An 18,594-nucleotide genomic window follows, 5' to 3' on the forward strand; every position below is an offset into this window, starting at 1 on the left:
ATGATGGCCCCTAAACTAATCCCCGGCTGGTCAAGGACTGGTCAAACGCAGGTGAAAAAAGCGTCAAGGCAAGATGCTGAGCTGCCCGTTGAGGTCCACCTCGAAGCGGCAGCCCGTCGGCTCCACTGCACTCAGGGTGACCGTCCAGCCCTGGTGGTCGCAGATCCGCTGCACCAGCGAGAGCCCCAGACCAAGACCGTCGCCACGTCGCGCAGGACCTCGAACGAAGGGCTGGAACATGGCTTCGCGCTCTGCTTCAGGAATACCGACGCCGCTGTCCTCCACCACAAAACCACCGTCCCTGAGGACCAGACGTATGCTGCCGCCATCGGTGTAGTGCAGGGCATTGCGCAGCAGGTTACCCAGCACCGAACGAAGGAAGGACGCGTTGTAGGGCTGGTACTGGATCGGGCCGGGCTGATAGTCGAAGCGCAGGCCCTTGTTCTCGATAGGCTCGCGCCACAGGCTGACGAGATCGTCGGCCACGTTGCTAAGGCTCGCCTTGGGCGCTGCGTTGGCTTCTTCGCGCTGGGAACGAGCAAGCATCAGGAAGGTCTGCACCAGGTCACGCATCTCCTCGGTCGCGCGGGCGATGCGCTGCACCTGGGCGCGGCCACGGGCGTCGAGGTTGGGGTTTTCCACCAGCAGTTCGCAGGAACTGGCCAGCACCATGAGCGGGGTGCGCAATTCGTGGCTGACATCGCTGGTGAACAGGCGCTCGCGGTTGAGCACATCATGGAGACGGCCCAGGGTGTCATCGAACGCCTGCGCCAGTTGCCCCACTTCGTCGGCGGCGTAGTCCGGCGCCAGGGGTGGTGCCATGCCCAGCAACTGATCGCGGTGCCGTACCTGACCGGCCAGGCGCACCACCGGCTCGATGACCTTGCGCGCCAGCAGCCAGCCCAGCAGTAGCGCCAGCAGCACACTGAGGCCGAAGCCGACCATCACCACCCGGTACAACACCTGTTCGCGGGCTTCGAAGTCGCTCTGGTCCTGCAGCATCACGTAGCGCTGGCCATCCAGCTCCCGCACCAGCGCGTGGTAGGAATTCTCGCCCTCGAACACCTCATGGAAACCGACCTGGAGATTGGCGAGGTTCTCGGGAATGGCATAAGGCGGCGGGCTGTCGCTGCTGTAGAAGCGCGTATCGCTGTCGAGGCTCGGCGCCCGCCCCTGGGCGATGTTCTGGGTCAGGACCCGGTTGAGTTCGTTGTTCAGGTCGCGGGAGATCAGTTGCTCTTCGATCAGGTGCACCACCGCGATGATGCCGACCGCGAAAGCGCCCCCCACCAGGCTCGTCATCAGCACGAAGGCGATGAGGATCCGTCGAGCCAGGCTCTGCTTAAACTCCATCAGTGGACTCCGCCAGGCGATAACCCAGCCCGTGCGAGGTATGCAGCAATGGCTTGCCGAATGGCTTGTCGATCACCTGGCGCAGTTGGTGAATGTGGCTGCGCAGGCTGTCGCTGTCGGGGCAGTCGTCACCCCAGAGGGCTTCTTCCAGCGCCTCTCGACGCACCAGGTGGGGGCTTTTCTGCATCAGCACGGCGAGCAGCTTGAGCCCGATCGGGTTGAGCTTCAGCGGCTTGCCCGCGCGGTTGACTTCAAGGGTGTCCAGGTCATAGCTGAGGTCGCCGACCTGCAAGGTGCGCTTGCCACCGCCCTGGGAGCGGCGCAACACCGCCTCGACGCGTGCCGCCAGTTCGGAGAGAGCAAAGGGCTTGAGCAGGTAGTCGTCGGCGCCGGCCTTGAACCCCTGCAAGCGGTCATCCAGCGCGTCGCGTGCGGTGAGCATGATGACCGGCGTATCGCGCCTCGCCTCTTCGCGCAGCCGGCGGCACAGGTTATAGCCGTCGAGCCCTGGCAGCATGATGTCGAGCACGATGAGGTCGTAGTGCTCGCTGGTGGCCAGGTGCAGGCCGGAGAGGCCGTCCCGCGCGCAGTCGACGCTGTAACCCTTGAGTTCGAGGAAGTCGACCATGTTGGCCAGGATGTCGTGGTTGTCTTCGACTAGCAGGATACGCATCGGCTCAACTCCATTAATTCACTGGTGACCAGTTGCCGGCCCGAGCACCTTTGACCGGGAGCCCGCTGGGAGTTCCCCATGGCGCCTGGGTCCGATCATACCCATGCTCCCTGCAACGGCGCAGTCATGCAGGCAAGAAAAAGCCCCGCACGAGGCGGGGCTTCTTCAGACCGGATGGCCGGGTGGCTTACATCATGCCGCCCATGCCGCCCATGCCGCCCATGTCCGGCATAGCCGGGCCAGCCTTGTCGTCAGCCACTTCGGCAACCATGGCCTCGGTGGTGATCATCAGGCCGCCGATGGAGGCAGCAGCTTGCAGAGCAGAACGGGTGACCTTGGCCGGGTCCAGGATGCCCATTTCGATCATGTCGCCGTAAACGCCGGTGGCAGCGTTGAAGCCGAAGTTGCCGGAACCTTGCTTGATCTTGTCGACCACCACGCTCGGCTCGTCACCGGCGTTGGCGACGATCTGGCGCAGCGGCGCTTCGACAGCGCGACGCAGCAGGGCAATACCGACGTTCTGGTCTTCGTTGTCGCCTTTCAGGCCTTCGATGGCCAGCAGGGCGCGAACCAGGGCCACGCCGCCGCCAGGCACCACGCCTTCTTCCACCGCAGCACGGGTAGCGTGCAGGGCGTCTTCAACGCGGGCTTTCTTCTCTTTCATCTCGACTTCAGTAGCGGCACCGACCTTGACCACGGCAACACCGCCGGCCAGCTTGGCCAGACGCTCTTGCAGTTTTTCCTTGTCATAGTCGGAGGTGGTTTCCTCGGTCTGCTTGCGGATCTGGGCAACGCGGGCTTCGATGTCAGCCTGGGCGCCAGCGCCGTCGATGATGGTGGTGTTTTCCTTGCTCAGCACAACGCGCTTGGCGTTACCCAGGTGCTCCAGGGAGGCGCTTTCCAGGGACAGGCCGACTTCTTCGGAAATCACGGTGCCGCCGGTCAGGATCGCGATGTCCTGCAGCATGGCCTTGCGGCGGTCGCCGAAGCCCGGAGCCTTGACGGCCGCGACCTTGACGATGCCGCGCATGTTGTTCACCACCAGGGTGGCCAGGGCTTCGCCTTCGACGTCTTCAGCGACGATCAGCAGCGGGCGGCCGGCCTTGGCGACGGATTCCAGCACCGGCAGCATTTCGCGGATGTTGGAGATCTTCTTGTCCACCAGCAGGATCAGCGGGCCTTCGAGCTCGGCGACCATGGTGTCCGGCTTGTTGATGAAGTAGGGGGACAGGTAGCCACGGTCGAACTGCATGCCTTCGACGACGGACAGTTCGTTTTCCAGGCCCGAGCCTTCTTCAACAGTGATCACGCCTTCCTTGCCAACTTTCTCCATGGCTTCGGCAATGATGTTGCCGATGGAGTCGTCGGAGTTGGCGGAGATGGTGCCTACCTGGGCGATGGCCTTGGTGTCAGCGCAGGGCTTGGCCAGCTCTTTCAGCTGGGCGACGATGGCAGTAGTGGCCTTGTCGATGCCGCGCTTCAGGTCCATCGGGTTCATGCCGGCGGCAACGGCCTTCAGGCCTTCGTTGACGATGGCCTGAGCCAGAACGGTAGCGGTGGTGGTGCCGTCACCGGCAGCGTCGTTGGCCTTGGAGGCAACGTCTTTCACCAGTTGGGCGCCCATGTTCTCGAACTTGTCTTTGAGCTCGATTTCCTTGGCAACGGAAACGCCATCCTTGGTGATGGTCGGAGCGCCGAAGCTCTTGTCCAGAACCACGTTGCGGCCTTTCGGGCCGAGGGTGGCTTTAACGGCGTCGGCCAGTACGTTTACGCCAACCAGCATTTTCTTGCGGGCGGAATCGCCGAATTTGACTTCTTTAGCAGCCATGTTGATTGATCCTCAATTCTTTAGTGTGTAGGCGGAGATTCGCGAGACTCAGGCTTCGACGACAGCGAGGATTTCGCTCTCGCCCATCACCAGCAGCTCTTCGCCATCGACCTTGATGGTGTTGCTGCCGGAGTACGGGCCGAACACCACCTGATCACCGACCTTGACGGCCAGCGGACGCACTTCGCCGTTGTCCAGCAGGCGGCCGGTGCCTACAGCGACGACTTCGCCACGGTTCGGCTTCTCGGCAGCCGAACCCGGCAGCACGATGCCGCCAGCGGTTTTGGTCTCTTCTTCGCTGCGACGGATGACGACGCGGTCATGCAGAGGACGAAGCTTCATTGTCGATCTCTCCCAATAGTTGTTTCTACGACCGGTGATGCACCGGTGGGTTGGTAATGTCCGGCGGGGCCGGTTGCAGCGCGACGAGCGCGCCGCTGGAATCTGACCTGCCATTTGGCAAGAACCTTGCGGTGACCGATACATAGGGGCGCCGGATGGCATTTCAAGGGCCGCGTGCAAAAAAATGCGTTTTATTGATCGCGACGCTCGTACTCGCCTTCGATGACGTGCGGGCGGGTCTGACCGCTGCGGGCCGCCAGGTCATCGGCGAAGGCGCGCTGACGCAGGGCCTGCTCCTGGGCACGCTGGCGCAGGTTGCGGATGAACAGGCGACGGGTGAAGGGGATCAGGCAAAGCAGGCCGAAAATGTCGCTGATGAAGCCCGGCAGCAGCAGCAGGCCACCCCCCACGGCAATCAGCAGGCCCTCGAGCATTTCCTGCTCGGGTACCTCGCCCCGCGCCAGGCGCTCGCGGGCACGCCAGGCGGTGGCGACACCCGCCACCCGCAGCAGCACGCTGCCGAGCACGGCGGTGCCGATCACCAGCAGCAAGGTGGGCAGGACGCCGATCACGCTGCCGACCTTGATCAGGACAGCCAGCTCGATCAGCGGAAAGAGCAGGAACAGGAAGAGAAAAACGCGCATCAAATGTTTCCTTGCTGGAAGAACAGCTTCCGATACCCCTCTACATGAAGTCGCCTTCCCGCCAATTCAAGCCACCGCTTCACCACTGGTCGGCCAGGCTTGCGCGCGGGCCAGCTGAACCAGGGCCTGACGGACCGCACCAGGGTTGTTACAGGATGTTGGGAAGGGCAGCCAGTGAAGCGTCTGACCAACGCGTAGGTGGAAGCCTTCGGTATCGATTCCGACCATCTCCGCCACGGGATTGGCAGGCAGCCCGGCCAGCTCCACGTAGTGGCCAATGGCATTGGCGTGGTCGCTGTTCATGTGCTCGAGCATGCTGATTTCCGCATCGCCGGCGAAGGCATTGGCCAGCACCAGGTGATCCACCCAGTGGATGGCGCCGAAGCCGCCGATGAAGCGCGCCCGCACCGGTTCCAGGCACCAGAAATCGAAGTCGTGAGTGCGGTGGTAGTCCGCTGCCTGGGGGAAGTAGCGGTAGTAGCGGGTGGCGGCGGCCTCGACCTCGGCGGCGTCACTGATCGGCCGCGCTTCGGCCAGCAGGGTCAGGCGCCCGGCGGCCTGGACATCGACAGCACCACGCTCGCCCACCAGCAGCGAGCACTTGGCGTCCTTCTGCAGGTTATGGGTGTGCTGGGCAATGCGGCTGATCAGGATCAGCGGCCGGCCTTCCGCGTCCAGGCAATAAGGCACCACTGATCCGAAAGGGAAGCCCGGCATGGCCTTGGAATGGGTGGACAGCACCCCCTGGTATTCCTTGAGCAGCATTTCTCGTGCATGCTTTGCGGCTTTCACGCTCACCTTATGACTCCTCGCAGAGAATCCGTCGAAAACGGACGAGCGCCCAGAATAGCGGTTTACCGGCGCCAGCGGGGGCAAAGCGACAGTTATTCGAGGGGATTCGCATGCAACTCAAAGACAAGGTCATCATCATCACCGGTGGTTGCCAGGGCCTCGGCCGCGCCATGGGTGAGTACCTGGCGGCCAAGGGCGCGAAGCTGGCCCTGGTGGACCTCAACCAGGAAAAACTCGATGAGGCCGTGGCCGCCTGCAAGGCCGCGGGTGGTGACGCCCGCGCCTACCTGTGCAACGTGGCCAACGAAGAACAGGTGACCCACATGGTCGCCCAGGTGGCCGAAGACTTTGGCGCCATCAACGGCCTGGTGAACAACGCCGGCATCCTGCGCGACGGCCTGACCATCAAGGTCAAGGACGGCGAAATGACCAAGATGAGCCTGGCCCAGTGGCAGTCGGTGATCGACGTCAACCTGACCGGCGTCTTCCTCTGCACCCGTGAAGTCGCCGCCAAGATGATCGAGCTGAAGAACGAAGGCGCGATCATCAACATCTCCTCCATCTCCCGCGCCGGCAACATGGGCCAGGCCAACTACTCCGCCGCCAAGGCCGGCGTCGCAGCCGACACCGTGGTCTGGGCGAAGGAACTGGCTCGCTACGGCATCCGCGTGGCAGGCGTGGCACCGGGCTTCATCGAGACCGACATGGTTGCCAGCATGAAGCCGGAAGCCCTGGAAAAGATGACCTCGGGCATCCCCCTGCGCCGTCTGGGCAAACCGATGGAAATCGCCCACTCGGTCGCCTACATCCTGGAAAACGACTACTACACCGGTCGAGTCCTGGAACTGGACGGCGGCCTGCGCCTGTAAGGCTCCGCCCCAAGAAAAAGCCCCGAACTCTCGGGGCTTTTTCGTTTCGGCCAGAACCAATCTTGTGGGAGCAACTTCAATCGCGAGCAAAGATCCACGTTCCTAGAACGTGGACTTGCGGCAGCCCCCCCCTGGAAAGGGGCGAATCCGCCCTCACGCACAAGGCCGCCGCTTTTGCCTGGTCTGGATCGTAGGGTGCGCTGCGCGCACCGATTCCGGGATCGGCTTCGGCACCACGGCGCACCCTACCGGATCGGCTTCATCCCGCTCGCCCGGCCATTCGAATCGTCACAGGCAGAGTCAGTGAATCATGACCGCGTCTTCAGAACGTGGCTTCCCACGTTCAAATGAATTCGCTCACACAGGATCACAGGCCGCAGGACCGTAGGATGGGTAGAGCCTGCGAAACCCATCAACCGAAGCCCGCCAGGGTATCGCTTCGCTCACTCCCCATCCGCAAGCCACTACTCACGAAGCACCGCACCCTCCCCGCACACTGGCAAGGCCTGGCATTGCCCCCTGCCCGACACAGTCCCTAACGGCACAGCCAGACGCGGGTCGTTCGGCGCCAGTTGCCGTGCACAGGCGCGCGCCTGGCCAGCCTGAACCGCGCAGCCCTTCTCGTTGAGCACCTCGGACAGGTTGAACCAGCCCAGGGCGTAGTCCGGCTTGCGCTTCAGGCTTTCACGTAGGGCCGCTTCGGCACCGTCGCGATCCCCCTCGGCATAACGCGCGTTGGCCAGGGCGAAGTGTGGCAGCGGCTCCTTGGGCCAGTGCTCAGCCGCCGTGCGGTAGGCGCGTTCCGCCACGGGGCGTTGGGCGGTCTGCTCCAGATCGCTGGCCGCCTTGATCCAGGGCTCCAGCCGCGCTTCTGCAGGCAGTTGATCCGCTGGCACTGTTACCACGGCCCAGCGCTCGGCGCGCTGCCAGGTGCGGTCAAAGCTGCGCAGGTCAGTCACCCAGCGCTTGGTGGTGCCGGAGCGCAGCACCAACTCTTCCTTGCTGCGATCAAACCCTACCACCACCGCGAAATGCCATCGCGGCAACCATTCCAGGCCGAGGTTCTGCATCACCAGCACCGGGTTGCCAGCGGCCACCTGGACCAACAGGGCATCCAGATTCGGCTCCAGCGGGTACACCAGCATGCCGTGCTGGCGAGCAGCAGCCACCAGCTCCAGCTTCAGGCTGCCTTGCCGGGCTGGCAGGTAGACCTTGGGCATCAGCACCTCGGGCGAGGTCTGCACCCCGCGCTGCACCAGCACCGTGGCCAGCGCGGCCGGGCCGCACTGGTAGATCTCCTGGGGGTAGAACGGCGTCTGGGTCAGCTCTACCTGCTTAGGCAGCCGTTCGCTCTGCGGCGGCAACATCGGTTGCTGCCCGGCACAGCCGGCCAGGGCCAGCGCCAGGACAGCGAGCCACGGGCGCATCAGTTGATGCATTTGATGAAGCTGAAGATGTCAGTCGCGCAGAGCATGTCGGTGATGATGAAGATCACCAGGAACAGCACAATGATGCCCACCCAGCCACCGGCAGGCTCCTGCTCCAGGCGCTGGTTGAATTGCTGCAGCTCGGCGGGGGTCAGGCTGGCGATACGCGCCTCCACCTGCTCACGCGGCACACCAAGGGATTCGAGCTTCTGCTGGACCTGTTGGTCATCGAGCATGGCGCGCAACTGTGCCTGGTCGACAGGTTGATGCTGCGGCAGCTGTTGTTCCTGCATGGCTTGAGGCGTGCCGATCATGGCGGCCTGGGCCACGGGCATCTGGCCGAGGAAGACGAGTTGGCTGGCGATCAGCAGAGAGGCAAGACGACGATTGCAAGGACGCGAAAGCATGGTGGTTTCTCCAGATTTTGTTCTCAGTTGACCACGGTGCGTGTTTGACGGTTCCAGACCTCCTACAGCAATAGCAGAGGTTTCATCACATTCCAGGGATTATTGCTGAAATCCGGCGAGCAACCATAGAATGCGAACCATTAACATTTGTTTCCGAGTCCAGCTCTTGAATCACGCCGCCGACGCCCTTTCGCCCCCGCCGGCCGAATCCCTGCAGACGCTCTACAACGACCACCATGGTTGGCTGACGGGCTGGCTGCGCCGTCGCCTGGGCTGCCCGCAAAACGCCGCCGATCTCGCCCAGGACACCTTCCTGCGCGTGCTACTGGCGCGGGAAAAGCCAGTGATCCTCGAACCTCGCGCCTTTCTCACCACGGTGGCCAAGCGCGTGCTGGCCAACCACTACCGCCGCCAGGACATCGAGCGTGCCTACCTCGAAGCCTTGGCCGCACAGCCGGAAGCACTCGCGCCAAGCGAGGAAGAGCGCGCCATCATCCTGGAAACCCTGGTGGAGCTTGACCGCCTGCTCGACGGCCTGCCGCCGCTGGCGAAGAAGGTCTTCCTGCTGGCCCAGGTGGATGGCATGACCTACGTCGAAATCGCCTCCCAGCTCGCTATCTCCCTCTCCACCGTCAAGCGCCACATGGTCAAGGCCGCGCAGCGCTGCTACTTCGCGGAGAGCGTCTGAGATGAGCCTGCACGCCCTGGATCGCAGGCGCATTGCCTCCGCCGTCGCCGAGCAGGCGGTGGCGTGGCTGGTGGAATTGCAGAGCGGCGACATCAGCGAGCAGCGGCGCCAGGCCTGGCAAGACTGGCGCGCCGCCGATGCCGAACATGAGCGCGCCTGGCAGCGCATTGAAACCGTCAACCTCAGCCTCCGTGACCTGGATACACCGCTGGCGCTGAACGCCCTGGGTGCTCCTGCCCGGCGCAACCGCCGTGAGGCGCTGAAGCTGTTGATGCTCTGTGCCCTGGTGAGTGGCGGCGCGATCAGCCTGCGGGACAGCGAGCCCCTGCTGGCGCTGCGCAGCGACGCGGCCACGGGCGTCGGCGAGCGCCGTGCGCTACACCTGGCCGACGGCTCGCGCCTGGACCTGAACACGGCCAGCGCCGTGGATGTCCGCTTCGATGCGGGGCAACGACTGATCGAAATGCGCCAGGGCGAAATCCTCCTCGACGGCGTCGCCGATTCACGCCCCTTGCGCATCCGCACGTCCCAGGGGCTGATCGAAAGCCGTGGCGGCCGCCTCGGCATCCGTATTCTCGAACGCAGCAGCCGAGTCAGCCTGTTCGCCGGCAGCGCCGACCTGCTTGCCGACGGTCAGCGCCAGTCGTTGCTACCCGGCCAACAGGCCAACCTCAGCCCGGCACGCATCGGAACGCCGTTCAGTGCCAGCGAGGACAGCGTCGCCTGGACCCGGGGGATGCTGGTGGCAAGCCACATGCGCCTGGACGACTTCCTCGCCGAACTGGGGCGCTACCGTCGCGGCCACCTCAGCTGTGACCCGCAAGTGGCAGGGCTGCTGCTTTCTGGCAGTTATCCGCTGGATAACACCGAGCGCATCCTCGCCATGCTGCCCAAGGCGTTGCCGGTGGAGGTGCATAGCCTGACCCGCTACTGGATCAAGGTGCATCCACGCGCCACGGGGTGAACAACACCCTTCGCCGTGAGCGCAAGGGTGGACCACGCTTCATCGGTCCACCGTTCGAGGCTCGATCGGGCTCCGTTGGTGGATGTGAAAGGCGACATCCACCCTTGCACGAGCCAATGCGCAGCGGCGCGGCGATACCCATCAGAAATTTTTTGCGAAAGCTGAGCCTTTTTTCGGATCTCGCGTGACAAGGCAGGCAGAGACCTTCCCCATTCACTGACGAGACACCTCCATGCAGTATTCGCCCCGCGGTCATCGCTTTGCCCGCAAGCCCCTGTTCCGCGCCATGCAGCCGCTGTTGCTCGGCCTCAGCCTGGCCACTGCCCTGCCCTCCGCCGCTTTTGCCGCCAGCCTGGAAATCGGTGCGCAAAGCCAGCGCCAAGCCTTCGACATTCCCGCCGGCCCGCTGGAGTCCGCGCTCAATCAGTTCGGCCGCGAAGCCGGCGTACTGCTGTCCTTCAGCCCCAAGCTGACCACCCGCCGACAGACCCAGGGCCTTCACGGCCAGTACGGCGTCGATGAGGGCCTGCGCCAGCTGCTGGTCGGCAGCGGCCTGCAGGCCGTGACCCAGGACGGCGGCTACAGCCTGCAGTCCACCGGCGGCGCCATCGAAGTGGACCGCCAGGTGGTCGTCGGCTCCCGTGCACCCACCAGCATCAGCGAACTACCAGGCACCGTGTGGATCATCGACGCGCCCCAGCTGCAGGAGCAGACCAAGGGCGGCGTGCCCTTCAAGGAAGCCCTCGGCCAGTTGATCCCCGGCCTCGACATCGGCCCCCAGGGCCGCACCAACTACGGCCAGAACATGCGTGGCCGTAGCGCCCTGGTGATGATCGACGGCGTTTCCCTGAACAGCTCCCGTGGCATCAGCCGCCAGTTCGACTCCATCGATCCGTTCAACGTCGAGCGCATCGAAGTGCTTTCCGGCGCCAGCGCGGTCTACGGCGGCGGCGCCACCGGCGGCATCATCAACATCGTGACCAGGAAGGGCGAGGCCGGCCCGGCACGCCTCAACAGCGAAGCGGGCCTGCGCAGCGGTTTCGAGACTAGCCAGGACCATGACTGGCGCGTGGCCCAGTCCGTCAGCGGTGGCAGCGAGCAGATCAAGGGGCGTGCCTCGGTGGCCTATCAGAAGAACGGCGCCGCCTACGACGGCAGCGGCGACCAGGTGATGCTCGACATCACCCAGACCGACCTGCAGTACAACCAGTCGGTGGACGTCATGGGCAGCCTCGACTTCAACTTCGCCAACGGCCACAGCCTGAGCCTGGGCGCCCAGTGGTACGACTCCGGCTACGACGGCGACAAGGGCGTCGATCTCGGCCGCAACTTCCGTGGCCTGCGTGGCCTGGAGCCCTTCGAGATCGAAGGCGGCGCCAGCTTCGACCGCGAGCCGCGAACCGAACGCACCCAGTTCAACGCCACCTACCATGCGCCTGAAGTGCTCGGCCACGATCTCTACCTGCAGGCTTACTACCGCAGTGAGGAAATGGCCTTCCAACCGTACCCGAGCATCACCTTCACCGGCACCGGCGCCATCAACCCGACCCGCTCCTACTACTCCGCCTCCCAGCAGGACACCGACTACTACGGCCTGAAAGCCGTGCTGGTGAAAGAGTGGGATCGCTTCACCCTGACCTACGGCGCCGACATCGAGCGCGAGAGCTTCGACGCCGACCAGGCCCTGTTCGACCTGAACACAGCCGCCCAGACCGGCGGCCTGGTCGCCGACGAATACGCCAGGGTAGGCCGTTATCCCGGCATCGACACCGACAGCAACTCGCTGTTCGCCCAGGGTAGCTGGAAGGCTACCGACGACCTCACCTTGTCCGGCGGCGTGCGCCGCCAGCGCACCAACAACGATGTCGGCGACTTCGTTGCGGCCACCCAGCAGATCCAGATCAGCAAAGGCAACGGCACCAGCGCCGATGCCATTCCCGGCGGCGAGAAAAACTACCAGGTCGACCTCTACAACTTCGGTGCCGTCTACAAGCTGAACAAGGCGCAGCAGGCCTGGACCAACTACTCCGAAGGCTTCGAGCTGCCCGACCCGGCAAAGTACTACGGCCAGGGCACCTACTCCGCCGCTCCGGTCAATGGCCGCTGGGTATTGCAGAAAGGAGTGAACGTCAGGGATTCGGCCCTGGACGGCATCAAGACCAAGCAGGTGGAACTCGGCTGGCGCCACTATGACGGCAGCCTGGACGCCCAGCTGGCGGCCTTCTATGCGTGGTCCGACAAGAGCATCACCTACAACCGCACCACCCTGCTGGTGGAGCAGCTGGACAACAAGAAACGCAACTACGGCCTCGAAGGCCAGGCCAACTACTGGCTGACCGAGAACTGGCAGGTCGGTACCAGCGCCCTGGCCATTCGCTCCCAGCAGAAGATCAACGACCGCTGGGAAAAGCAGGACGTGACCGCCGCCAGTCCCTCCAAGCTGACCAGCTTCGTCGGCTGGCGTGACGACGAGACCAGCCTGCGCCTGCAAGGCGTACGGACCTTCAACCTGAGTGACGACGGCAACGTACTCGCCAGCGGCCAGTTCGACGGCAACGACCACAAGATCGATGGCTACACCACCTTCGACTTGCTGGGCAGCCAGGCCCTGCCGGTGGGTACGCTGAACTTCGGCATCCATAACCTGCTGGACAAGGACTACACCACCGTCTGGGGCCAGCGTGCGCAGGTGTTCTACAGCGCCAACATTCCCGCCGACCTGTTCGACTACCACGGTCGTGGTCGTACCTACAGCCTGAGCTACAGCGTGGAGTTCTGAGGCAGGCGGGAATGCCTGGTCTACCTGTGGGAGCGAATTCATTCGCGAAATGGGATAGCGCCGCGTCAGCCTGAATCTTCGCTCACCCCCACCCCTCTCCCAGTGGGAGAGGGGTGAAGCTCGCCCTACCTTCAGCGCGATCCTGTAGGGGCTAATTCATTCGCCAGGCAGCCCCGGCCTGCCCTGCAATTCCCCTTAATAGGACACCGTCTTGTCCTTCGGCCCGATGTTCCAGCGGAACCAGTCGTCCAGCATGGTCTTCTCGTAGCGCAGGCGGTCGTTGCTGAAGTAGTAGTTGCCGTGCTGCAGGTAGGACTGGTCGATCACCGTGACATCGCGGCTGACCAGGGTCTTGCCGTCCCGCTCGAGGCTGTAATGCAACTTGATCCGGGGCCAGGTCACTTCGCGCATGAAGCGAACATCCCGGAAGTTGACCCGCCAGGGCTCGTACTGGCCGGCCAGGTCGATGTCGCGGATGTCCACCTTGAGGGTCTGGCCAGGCTGCAGGTAGCGCTTGCCCAGTTTTTCGATATGGGCCTTGAGGTCCTTCAGCACGATATCATCCGCGCCACGGCCGTAGTCGCGGTAAAGGCGTGCGTCGCTGTACTTCTCCGGCTGGGTGAAGCTGACTTCGGTGGTGGATGCCAGTGCGGTCGGGGTAAGAATCAGCACCGCCAGTACGATGAGGGGCAGTGTGGGTCGCATGGAACACCTCCTGACGGTGATGCAGGCACCGCCAGGATCAGTGTACGCCCGCCCGAGCAGTCGGAAAGCGGAGCCAGTCAGACGGCTCAGAGCAGAGCCAGCGCACCGGCGCACAACGGTAATAGCGCCACCAGAGGCAGCACCCAGCGGCTTTTCCAGGCCAGCAAGGCAACCAGCAGCAAACCGGCCAGCATCAGTTGGCAAAGCCAGATCACGCCGCCGACTTCCCCACCCCGTTCGGCGATGGTCAGGACCAGGGCGACCAGCATGGCGAACACTGCGCCCACCCGCAGCACGCGGCTGCGGAATTCGCCCGGTGCACCACTGAAAACCAGCTTGTGCTGGCGCGACATGGCCAGCGCCAGACCGACCATCGCCAGGTAGCAGAAGGCAAAACTCAGGGCCAGCATCAGGCGCGCTCCTCTACCAGGCGACGGCGGACGCGCGGCGCCTTCGCCACCTGCGGCTGTGAACGGCGCCAGGCCAGCAGGCCGCAGAGGGCGCCGGACAGGAGCAGCACGAGATCGATCCCGGCCATGTCCCAATCACCGCGAGCCAGGGTGGCCAGCAGGCTGCCCTGGGGCGTGACCACGGCATTGAGCAGTGGCAAGCCGAGGGCCAGGACTGCCACGGCCAGCAGCACGTCACGAGCCACCTTGCCGCTGTTGCGATGCAGCACCGCCCAAAGCGCCACCGCTAACCAGACACTGACGAACACCCAGGTCTCCGCGCTGGCGCGCTCGGCCATGCCGGCCGGCAGCAGGCGATTGCCGTAGAGCAGGCCCAGGCTGGCGACAGGCAGGCCGCCGACCACCGCGCCATTGAGCGCGCGCACCAGGCCGATGCCAAAACCGCCGCGCGCCTCGCGCTTGCGCAGCCAGACCTGCAGGCCGGCCACCAGCATCGCGCAGCCCATCAGGCCGAGCAGCAAATAAAGGGCGCGGACGATCTGCCCGCCGAACTGCGCCATGTGCAGGTTGGTCAGCCAGGCGTAGCTCTGGTAACCGGGGCTGTAAGGCTTCTGTTGGTGGAGCAGCTCACCGCTGGCCGCGTCGTAGGACAGGGTCCACTGGAAGTCGACGATGCCGGAACGGTCATAGCGGCGGATGTCCACCACCGCAGCGGCATCGCCCGGGTGGTGCACGCTGATCCAGCCAGTTTCATTGCCGCCCCAGCGACGGTGAGCGTCGGCCACCAGCCCGTCGAGCGATGCCGCCGGCGGTGCCGGGCGCTTGACGTCTTCACGGTGGTACGCGCCCATGGTGTCGAAGAAGAAGCCTTCCGCATCGCCCTTGTAGGCCAGCTGAATGCCGGCGGGCATGTAGAAGGTCACGAAGATGGCCAGGCCGGTGTAGGCAATGATCAGGTGGAACGGCAGCCCCACCACGCCGAACAGGTTATGGGCATCCAGCCAGGCGCGCTGGCCATTGGCGTCCGGGCGCAGGGTGAAGAAGTCCTTGAAGATGCGGCGGTGGATGATGATGCCGCTGATCAGCGCCACCAGCATGAACATGGCGGCAATGGCCACGATGTACATGCCGATCATCCCGGCGTTCAGGTCGTAGTGCAGGGTGAAGAAGAACAGTCCGCCGACGGTTTCCGGCATCGCCTCGCCGGTCGCCGGGTTGAGGGCGAAGCGCACGAACTCGCTCTCGTCGGCCGGCTCGTAGCCAGCCCAGTAGAAGGGCTCACGCTCGCTCGGCGGGCGAATCCAGATGGCGTGGGCGTCCGGCGCTTTCGCCAGCATGGCGTCGCGTACCTGGTCGACGGTCATGCTGTAAGTGGCGGTCTCGTGCAGCGCCGGGCGCATCCAGCGCTCCAGTTCCTTGTCGAAGCAGGCGATGCTGCCGGCGAAGAAGATGACGAACAGCAGCCAGGACGGCAGCAGCCCACCCCAGGTGTGCAAACCCGCCATGGATTGGCGCAGGCTCATGGACGTACTCCGAAATCACTGGGCAGGTAGGCGGCCAGGGCCATCAGGACGGTCACCGCCACCAGCACCAGCCAGGCGCTTAGGGCCGAGCGCGCGGCAAAGGCGTAAAGGATGGCGAAGGTGTAGACGGCGAAGCAGGACAGGCTGGCGAACACCACCCGATCGCTGCGCACGAGCGGCAGATAAACGGACAGGAATGCCGTGGCCGCATAGGCCGCCGCGTATCCGCCGAGGATCGCCGCCAACACCCGCGCGGTCACGTCCCAGCACGTGGAGGTCTTGGCTTTACTCACGTTGCTACCTTGATCAAGGACACCCCTGGCAGAGGGAATTCCAAAGGGCGGAAGGAAATTTCAGAAATAATTCTGAGAATTATTTACATATGCGCCTGGATTGCAACAGAGAAATGCTATCGGCACGGATCGAACGACCTCGATCCGGCTATACGCGACATCTGGTCGGGGCACTCACCCACCACCGGTCATTGCGGTTCGAACTTTGCAGTTCTCCTGGCGTCCATCGACTCATCGCTCGACCAACCAGGTGACAGGCCATGTACAACCCTTTCCAGATCCTGACCGACGCATTCCAGGCCGAGTACCGGGTCAACCTCAGTCTTGAAAGCCAGGGCGGCAACATCATGCTGACCCTCACCAACGAGCGCGGCGTGGTAGCGCGGCGCTTGATCAGCCCGGCCCAGCGCAATGACCCGGTTCGACTCCAGCGGGTGATCGAAAGCATTCGCTTGGGGATAGCCATCGAAAGCGGTCACAAGGTAGGTGAATTGCTCACCAGCATGACCGGCGGCCATGTCGCCGCGGTGCGTACCGGCCGGGTCAATGTTGCACAGGTAGCGCGCATCTGATGCACGCTACCTGTGCACGGCGTCAGGCCTCATCTTCCGCGGCTACCTGACGACGCAGGCGCTGCCGGCGCGGCGGGGAATCGGTCTGCTCCGAAGGGAAGCGCGAGGAGGCGTAGCGCACCACCAGGATCGCCAGTGCCAGCAGCAGGATCGCGCCAGAGACGAACACCGCCCCCAGGTCCGGCCGGTGGTGGTGCGACACATCGGAGATGAGCAGGCGCGTGAGCGCGGTGATCGCCACATAGATCAGGAAGCGCACCGGCATGTGGTTGGTCTTGAAGTAGATGCCGACCATGGCGCCCAGTTCGAGGTAGATGAACAGCAGGAGGATGTCATCGACCGTGATATGCCCCTTCTCCACCATCCCCAGGAAGGCCACCACCGCAGCCCAGGCGGTGATTCCGCCGATGGCGAACAGCGCCAGGTAGTGGAAGCTTTCCACCAGCAGGTTTCCCAGCGATTCGGCCAGGCCATGCACGTTCTCGCGCAGTTGTTCAGCCCAGTTGATTTTCACGATACAGCTCCTTGGTACTACAGGCCCGATGGTGACGGGCGAAAGTGACAATGGGGTTATGCAGAATGGAGGCCGTACCGGCCCCTGCGCCACGAGACAGGTTGTCGCAGCCTGCACCCCCGCAAGGCGAAGGCACGGGCTATGCTTGGGTCCCAGCGGAATTCGGCCCGATCCGCAGCGATCGCTGAGGTCGGTCGGCAAGTGGAAATTTCCTACGGGCTATTCCCATTTGCCATCATTCCGAATACTGTATGCGCATCCAGTATTTTTTTAGACCTGATGATCAAAGGTGAGGGGTGATGAATGGCCGTCGAAGTGGTGTACCGCAGCAGCCGCGATCCGGAGCGCCTGTTCATGGATAAGGCCGAAGCCGACCGTTACGACAAGATGCTCGAACTGGCCGAGTCCGTGGCTGAAGTCCTGCAAAAGGCGGTGCCATCCCTGAGCGAGCAGCAGGTCGAAGACATCGGCATTTTCATGGCCAAACACCGCGACACCTTCGCCCGCGCCTTCAAGAACCAGCCCGAGGCCCTGACCGAACTGGAACTGCCCCTGTAGGAGCGAATTCATTCGCGAAATGGCATGGCACCGAGCCGCCGGAAACCACCCTCTCCCCCAGCCCCTCTCCCAAAGGGAGAGGGGTGACTCCCGGCCAACCATCGGCGCAGTCCTGTGGCCAATTGAGGCACAGCGGCCTAAGGCTGCTCCAGCGCCTGCACCAGCGCTTTCAGGAACCGCGCGGCTTCCCCACCAGTGACCGCACGGTGGTCGAAGGTCAGGGACAGCGGCAGCACCGGGTGGATTTCCACCTTGCCCTGCCAGGCCACCACTTCATCGCGGATGCCACCGGCACCGATGATCGCCACCTGCGGCGGGACCACCACGGGGTTGGCGTAACGGCCGAACAGGGTGCCGAAATTGGACAGGGTGATGGTGGCGCCCATCATTTCCTGCGGCGGGATGGAGCGTGCCTTCACGTCCGCCCGCAGCCGCGACATACCCTCTTTCAGGTCCTCCGCACTGCGCCCGCCAACATTGCGCAGCACCGGTACGAAGAGCCCGTCCGGGGTGTCGACGGCGATGCCGAGGTCAAGCTTGTCGTGCTGGCGAATGGAAAGGGCGCGGCCGTCGAACCAGCTGTTGAGGATGGGCTCCACCTCACAGGCAGCGGCAATGGCCTTGCCGAGGCGGATCAGCGGGTCGCGGGCCTCCGGCCAGCGGTGCAGGTCGGCATCGCCGAAGATAGTCACCGGCACCACCTCGGCATGAGAGCGCGCCATGTTGATCGCCATGCTGCGACGCACGCCGCGCAACCGCTCACCACCGAAGCTGTCGCGGGCACTTTGCGCAGCCTGCTCCACATCGGCACGGGTCACCAGGCCATCCGGGCCGCTGCCGGCCAGGGCCGCCAGTTCCACGCCCATCTGCCGGGCCAGCTGACGCACCGCTGGCGTGGCACGCGGCGCTAGATGCTCGCGAGTGGAGGGCGCGGCGCCAATGAAGAAGCTGTCGGCTTGGGCATTGCCGCCCCCCTCCAGACGACCGACCACCGTACCAGCGTCGGCGTCCTCGCCTTCATAGCCGAGCAGCGGTTCGCCCACATGGAGAATGTCGCCCTCGTTGCCGAAGGTCTTCGCCACCACGCCATCGTGAGGCGCCGGAATGTCCACCAGGGCCTTTGCGGTTTCCACCGAGACGAGCAGCTGGTCGGCCTTGACGCTATCCCCCACCTTCACGTGCCACTGGACGATTTCCGCTTCCTGCAGTCCTTCGCCCAGGTCGGGCAGTTTGAAGTATTTCATCGTGCACTC

General features: G+C 64.1%; 20 protein-coding genes. 6 read left to right on the top strand and 14 right to left on the bottom strand.

Going from position 1 to position 18,594, the window contains the following annotated elements; genetic code table 11:
* Window positions 1-63: 63 nt before the first annotated feature.
* From THL1_RS23410 to THL1_RS23435, 6 genes are all read right to left on the bottom strand, one after another.
* Window positions 64-1,353, bottom strand: a complete 1,290-nt coding sequence (locus THL1_RS23410) for a sensor histidine kinase (protein WP_069085473.1) — start codon at window positions 1,351-1,353, stop codon at window positions 64-66.
* Entirely contained in the window at window positions 1,343-2,026 is a 684-nt protein-coding gene (locus THL1_RS23415) for a response regulator transcription factor (RefSeq protein WP_069085474.1), read from the bottom strand. Before THL1_RS23415 ends, THL1_RS23410 begins: the two co-directional genes overlap by 11 nt.
* Window positions 2,027-2,213: 187 nt before the next feature.
* Entirely contained in the window at window positions 2,214-3,854 is a 1,641-nt protein-coding gene (gene groL, locus THL1_RS23420) for a chaperonin GroEL (protein ID WP_069085475.1), read from the bottom strand.
* Window positions 3,855-3,902: 48 nt separating this feature from the next.
* Window positions 3,903-4,196 (bottom strand): co-chaperone GroES, encoded by a 294-nt coding sequence (locus THL1_RS23425; protein WP_028628402.1) that lies wholly within the window; start codon window positions 4,194-4,196, stop codon window positions 3,903-3,905.
* A 191-nt stretch (window positions 4,197-4,387) separates the two neighbouring features.
* Entirely contained in the window at window positions 4,388-4,840 is a 453-nt protein-coding gene (locus THL1_RS23430) for an FxsA family protein (RefSeq protein WP_069085476.1), read from the bottom strand.
* A 66-nt stretch (window positions 4,841-4,906) separates the two neighbouring features.
* Window positions 4,907-5,638: a HugZ family protein gene (locus THL1_RS23435; RefSeq protein ID WP_069085477.1), complete on the bottom strand. Its 732-nt coding sequence runs from the start codon at window positions 5,636-5,638 to the stop codon at window positions 4,907-4,909.
* A gap of 104 nt (window positions 5,639-5,742) precedes the next feature.
* Here THL1_RS23435 and THL1_RS23440 point away from each other — a divergent pair, with 104 nt between their 5' ends.
* Window positions 5,743-6,501, top strand: coding sequence for an SDR family oxidoreductase (locus THL1_RS23440; protein WP_069085478.1), 759 nt, complete (start codon window positions 5,743-5,745; stop codon window positions 6,499-6,501).
* A 464-nt stretch (window positions 6,502-6,965) separates the two neighbouring features.
* Here THL1_RS23440 and THL1_RS23445 read toward each other — a convergent pair whose 3' ends face one another.
* Window positions 6,966-7,928, bottom strand: a complete 963-nt coding sequence (locus THL1_RS23445; protein WP_083245997.1) for a PA2778 family cysteine peptidase — start codon at window positions 7,926-7,928, stop codon at window positions 6,966-6,968.
* A complete protein-coding gene (locus tag THL1_RS23450; RefSeq protein WP_069085479.1) occupies window positions 7,928-8,335 on the bottom strand; it encodes a PA2779 family protein in 408 nt (135 codons plus the stop codon). The genes THL1_RS23445 and THL1_RS23450 overlap by 1 nt, the downstream gene beginning before the upstream one ends.
* A gap of 166 nt (window positions 8,336-8,501) precedes the next feature.
* Here THL1_RS23450 and THL1_RS23455 point away from each other — a divergent pair, with 166 nt between their 5' ends.
* The 3 genes from THL1_RS23455 to THL1_RS23465 all read left to right on the top strand — a co-directional run bounded on the left by THL1_RS23455 (window position 8,502) and on the right by THL1_RS23465 (window position 12,766).
* Window positions 8,502-9,023, top strand: coding sequence for a sigma-70 family RNA polymerase sigma factor (locus tag THL1_RS23455; protein ID WP_069085480.1), 522 nt, complete (start codon window positions 8,502-8,504; stop codon window positions 9,021-9,023).
* Window position 9,024: 1 nt separating this feature from the next.
* On the top strand, window positions 9,025-9,987 hold the full coding sequence (locus THL1_RS23460) for a FecR domain-containing protein (protein ID WP_069085481.1): 963 nt from the start codon (window positions 9,025-9,027) through the stop codon (window positions 9,985-9,987).
* A 232-nt stretch (window positions 9,988-10,219) separates the two neighbouring features.
* Window positions 10,220-12,766, top strand: a complete 2,547-nt coding sequence (locus tag THL1_RS23465) for a TonB-dependent receptor (RefSeq protein WP_145928374.1) — start codon at window positions 10,220-10,222, stop codon at window positions 12,764-12,766.
* A 195-nt stretch (window positions 12,767-12,961) separates the two neighbouring features.
* Here THL1_RS23465 and THL1_RS23470 read toward each other — a convergent pair whose 3' ends face one another.
* From THL1_RS23470 to THL1_RS23485, 4 genes are all read right to left on the bottom strand, one after another.
* A complete protein-coding gene (locus THL1_RS23470; RefSeq protein ID WP_069085482.1) occupies window positions 12,962-13,471 on the bottom strand; it encodes a DUF3016 domain-containing protein in 510 nt (169 codons plus the stop codon).
* 86 nt (window positions 13,472-13,557) lie between these two features.
* Window positions 13,558-13,881, bottom strand: a complete 324-nt coding sequence (locus THL1_RS23475; RefSeq protein WP_069085483.1) for a DUF3325 domain-containing protein — start codon at window positions 13,879-13,881, stop codon at window positions 13,558-13,560.
* Window positions 13,881-15,404, bottom strand: a complete 1,524-nt coding sequence (locus THL1_RS23480) for a PepSY-associated TM helix domain-containing protein (protein WP_069085484.1) — start codon at window positions 15,402-15,404, stop codon at window positions 13,881-13,883. Before THL1_RS23480 ends, THL1_RS23475 begins: the two co-directional genes overlap by 1 nt.
* The gene (locus THL1_RS23485; RefSeq protein ID WP_069085485.1) at window positions 15,401-15,697 is read right to left on the bottom strand and encodes a DUF3649 domain-containing protein; all 297 of its coding nucleotides are present in this window, start codon (window positions 15,695-15,697) and stop codon (window positions 15,401-15,403) included. Before THL1_RS23485 ends, THL1_RS23480 begins: the two co-directional genes overlap by 4 nt.
* Window positions 15,698-15,957: 260 nt before the next feature.
* Here THL1_RS23485 and THL1_RS23490 point away from each other — a divergent pair, with 260 nt between their 5' ends.
* Window positions 15,958-16,269, top strand: coding sequence for a DUF3509 domain-containing protein (locus tag THL1_RS23490; RefSeq protein WP_069085486.1), 312 nt, complete (start codon window positions 15,958-15,960; stop codon window positions 16,267-16,269).
* A gap of 22 nt (window positions 16,270-16,291) precedes the next feature.
* On the opposite strand, the gene THL1_RS23495 is transcribed toward THL1_RS23490, so the two are convergent.
* Window positions 16,292-16,783, bottom strand: a complete 492-nt coding sequence (locus tag THL1_RS23495; protein WP_069085487.1) for a phosphate-starvation-inducible protein PsiE — start codon at window positions 16,781-16,783, stop codon at window positions 16,292-16,294.
* Between the two features lie 303 nt (window positions 16,784-17,086).
* On the opposite strand from THL1_RS23495, the gene THL1_RS23500 reads away from it, so the two are divergent.
* Entirely contained in the window at window positions 17,087-17,341 is a 255-nt protein-coding gene (locus tag THL1_RS23500) for a YebG family protein (protein ID WP_069085488.1), read from the top strand.
* A gap of 137 nt (window positions 17,342-17,478) precedes the next feature.
* Here THL1_RS23500 and THL1_RS23505 read toward each other — a convergent pair whose 3' ends face one another.
* The gene (locus tag THL1_RS23505; protein ID WP_069085489.1) at window positions 17,479-18,585 is read right to left on the bottom strand and encodes a dihydrolipoamide acetyltransferase family protein; all 1,107 of its coding nucleotides are present in this window, start codon (window positions 18,583-18,585) and stop codon (window positions 17,479-17,481) included.
* Window positions 18,586-18,594 lie beyond the last annotated feature (9 nt).

Source organism: Pseudomonas sp. TCU-HL1 (assembly GCF_001708505.1).
Classification (GTDB): domain Bacteria; phylum Pseudomonadota; class Gammaproteobacteria; order Pseudomonadales; family Pseudomonadaceae; genus Metapseudomonas.

Excerpts from the sequence above, each read along its gene's own strand:
- THL1_RS23410 (WP_069085473.1), bottom strand. The coding sequence starts at position 1,353 with ATGGAGTTTAAGCAGAGCCTGGCTCGACGGATCCTCATCGCCTTCGTG.
- THL1_RS23415 (WP_069085474.1), bottom strand. The coding sequence starts at position 2,026 with ATGCGTATCCTGCTAGTCGAAGACAACCACGACATCCTGGCCAACATG.
- groL (WP_069085475.1), bottom strand. The coding sequence starts at position 3,854 with ATGGCTGCTAAAGAAGTCAAATTCGGCGATTCCGCCCGCAAGAAAATG.
- THL1_RS23425 (WP_028628402.1), bottom strand. The coding sequence starts at position 4,196 with ATGAAGCTTCGTCCTCTGCATGACCGCGTCGTCATCCGTCGCAGCGAA.
- THL1_RS23430 (WP_069085476.1), bottom strand. The coding sequence starts at position 4,840 with ATGCGCGTTTTTCTCTTCCTGTTCCTGCTCTTTCCGCTGATCGAGCTG.
- THL1_RS23440 (WP_069085478.1), top strand. The coding sequence starts at position 5,743 with ATGCAACTCAAAGACAAGGTCATCATCATCACCGGTGGTTGCCAGGGC.
- THL1_RS23445 (WP_083245997.1), bottom strand. The coding sequence starts at position 7,928 with ATGCGCCCGTGGCTCGCTGTCCTGGCGCTGGCCCTGGCCGGCTGTGCC.
- THL1_RS23450 (WP_069085479.1), bottom strand. The coding sequence starts at position 8,335 with ATGCTTTCGCGTCCTTGCAATCGTCGTCTTGCCTCTCTGCTGATCGCC.
- THL1_RS23460 (WP_069085481.1), top strand. The coding sequence starts at position 9,025 with ATGAGCCTGCACGCCCTGGATCGCAGGCGCATTGCCTCCGCCGTCGCC.
- THL1_RS23465 (WP_145928374.1), top strand. The coding sequence starts at position 10,220 with ATGCAGTATTCGCCCCGCGGTCATCGCTTTGCCCGCAAGCCCCTGTTC.
- THL1_RS23470 (WP_069085482.1), bottom strand. The coding sequence starts at position 13,471 with ATGCGACCCACACTGCCCCTCATCGTACTGGCGGTGCTGATTCTTACC.
- THL1_RS23475 (WP_069085483.1), bottom strand. The coding sequence starts at position 13,881 with ATGCTGGCCCTGAGTTTTGCCTTCTGCTACCTGGCGATGGTCGGTCTG.
- THL1_RS23480 (WP_069085484.1), bottom strand. The coding sequence starts at position 15,404 with ATGAGCCTGCGCCAATCCATGGCGGGTTTGCACACCTGGGGTGGGCTG.
- THL1_RS23490 (WP_069085486.1), top strand. The coding sequence starts at position 15,958 with ATGTACAACCCTTTCCAGATCCTGACCGACGCATTCCAGGCCGAGTAC.
- THL1_RS23500 (WP_069085488.1), top strand. The coding sequence starts at position 17,087 with ATGGCCGTCGAAGTGGTGTACCGCAGCAGCCGCGATCCGGAGCGCCTG.
- THL1_RS23505 (WP_069085489.1), bottom strand. The coding sequence starts at position 18,585 with ATGAAATACTTCAAACTGCCCGACCTGGGCGAAGGACTGCAGGAAGCG.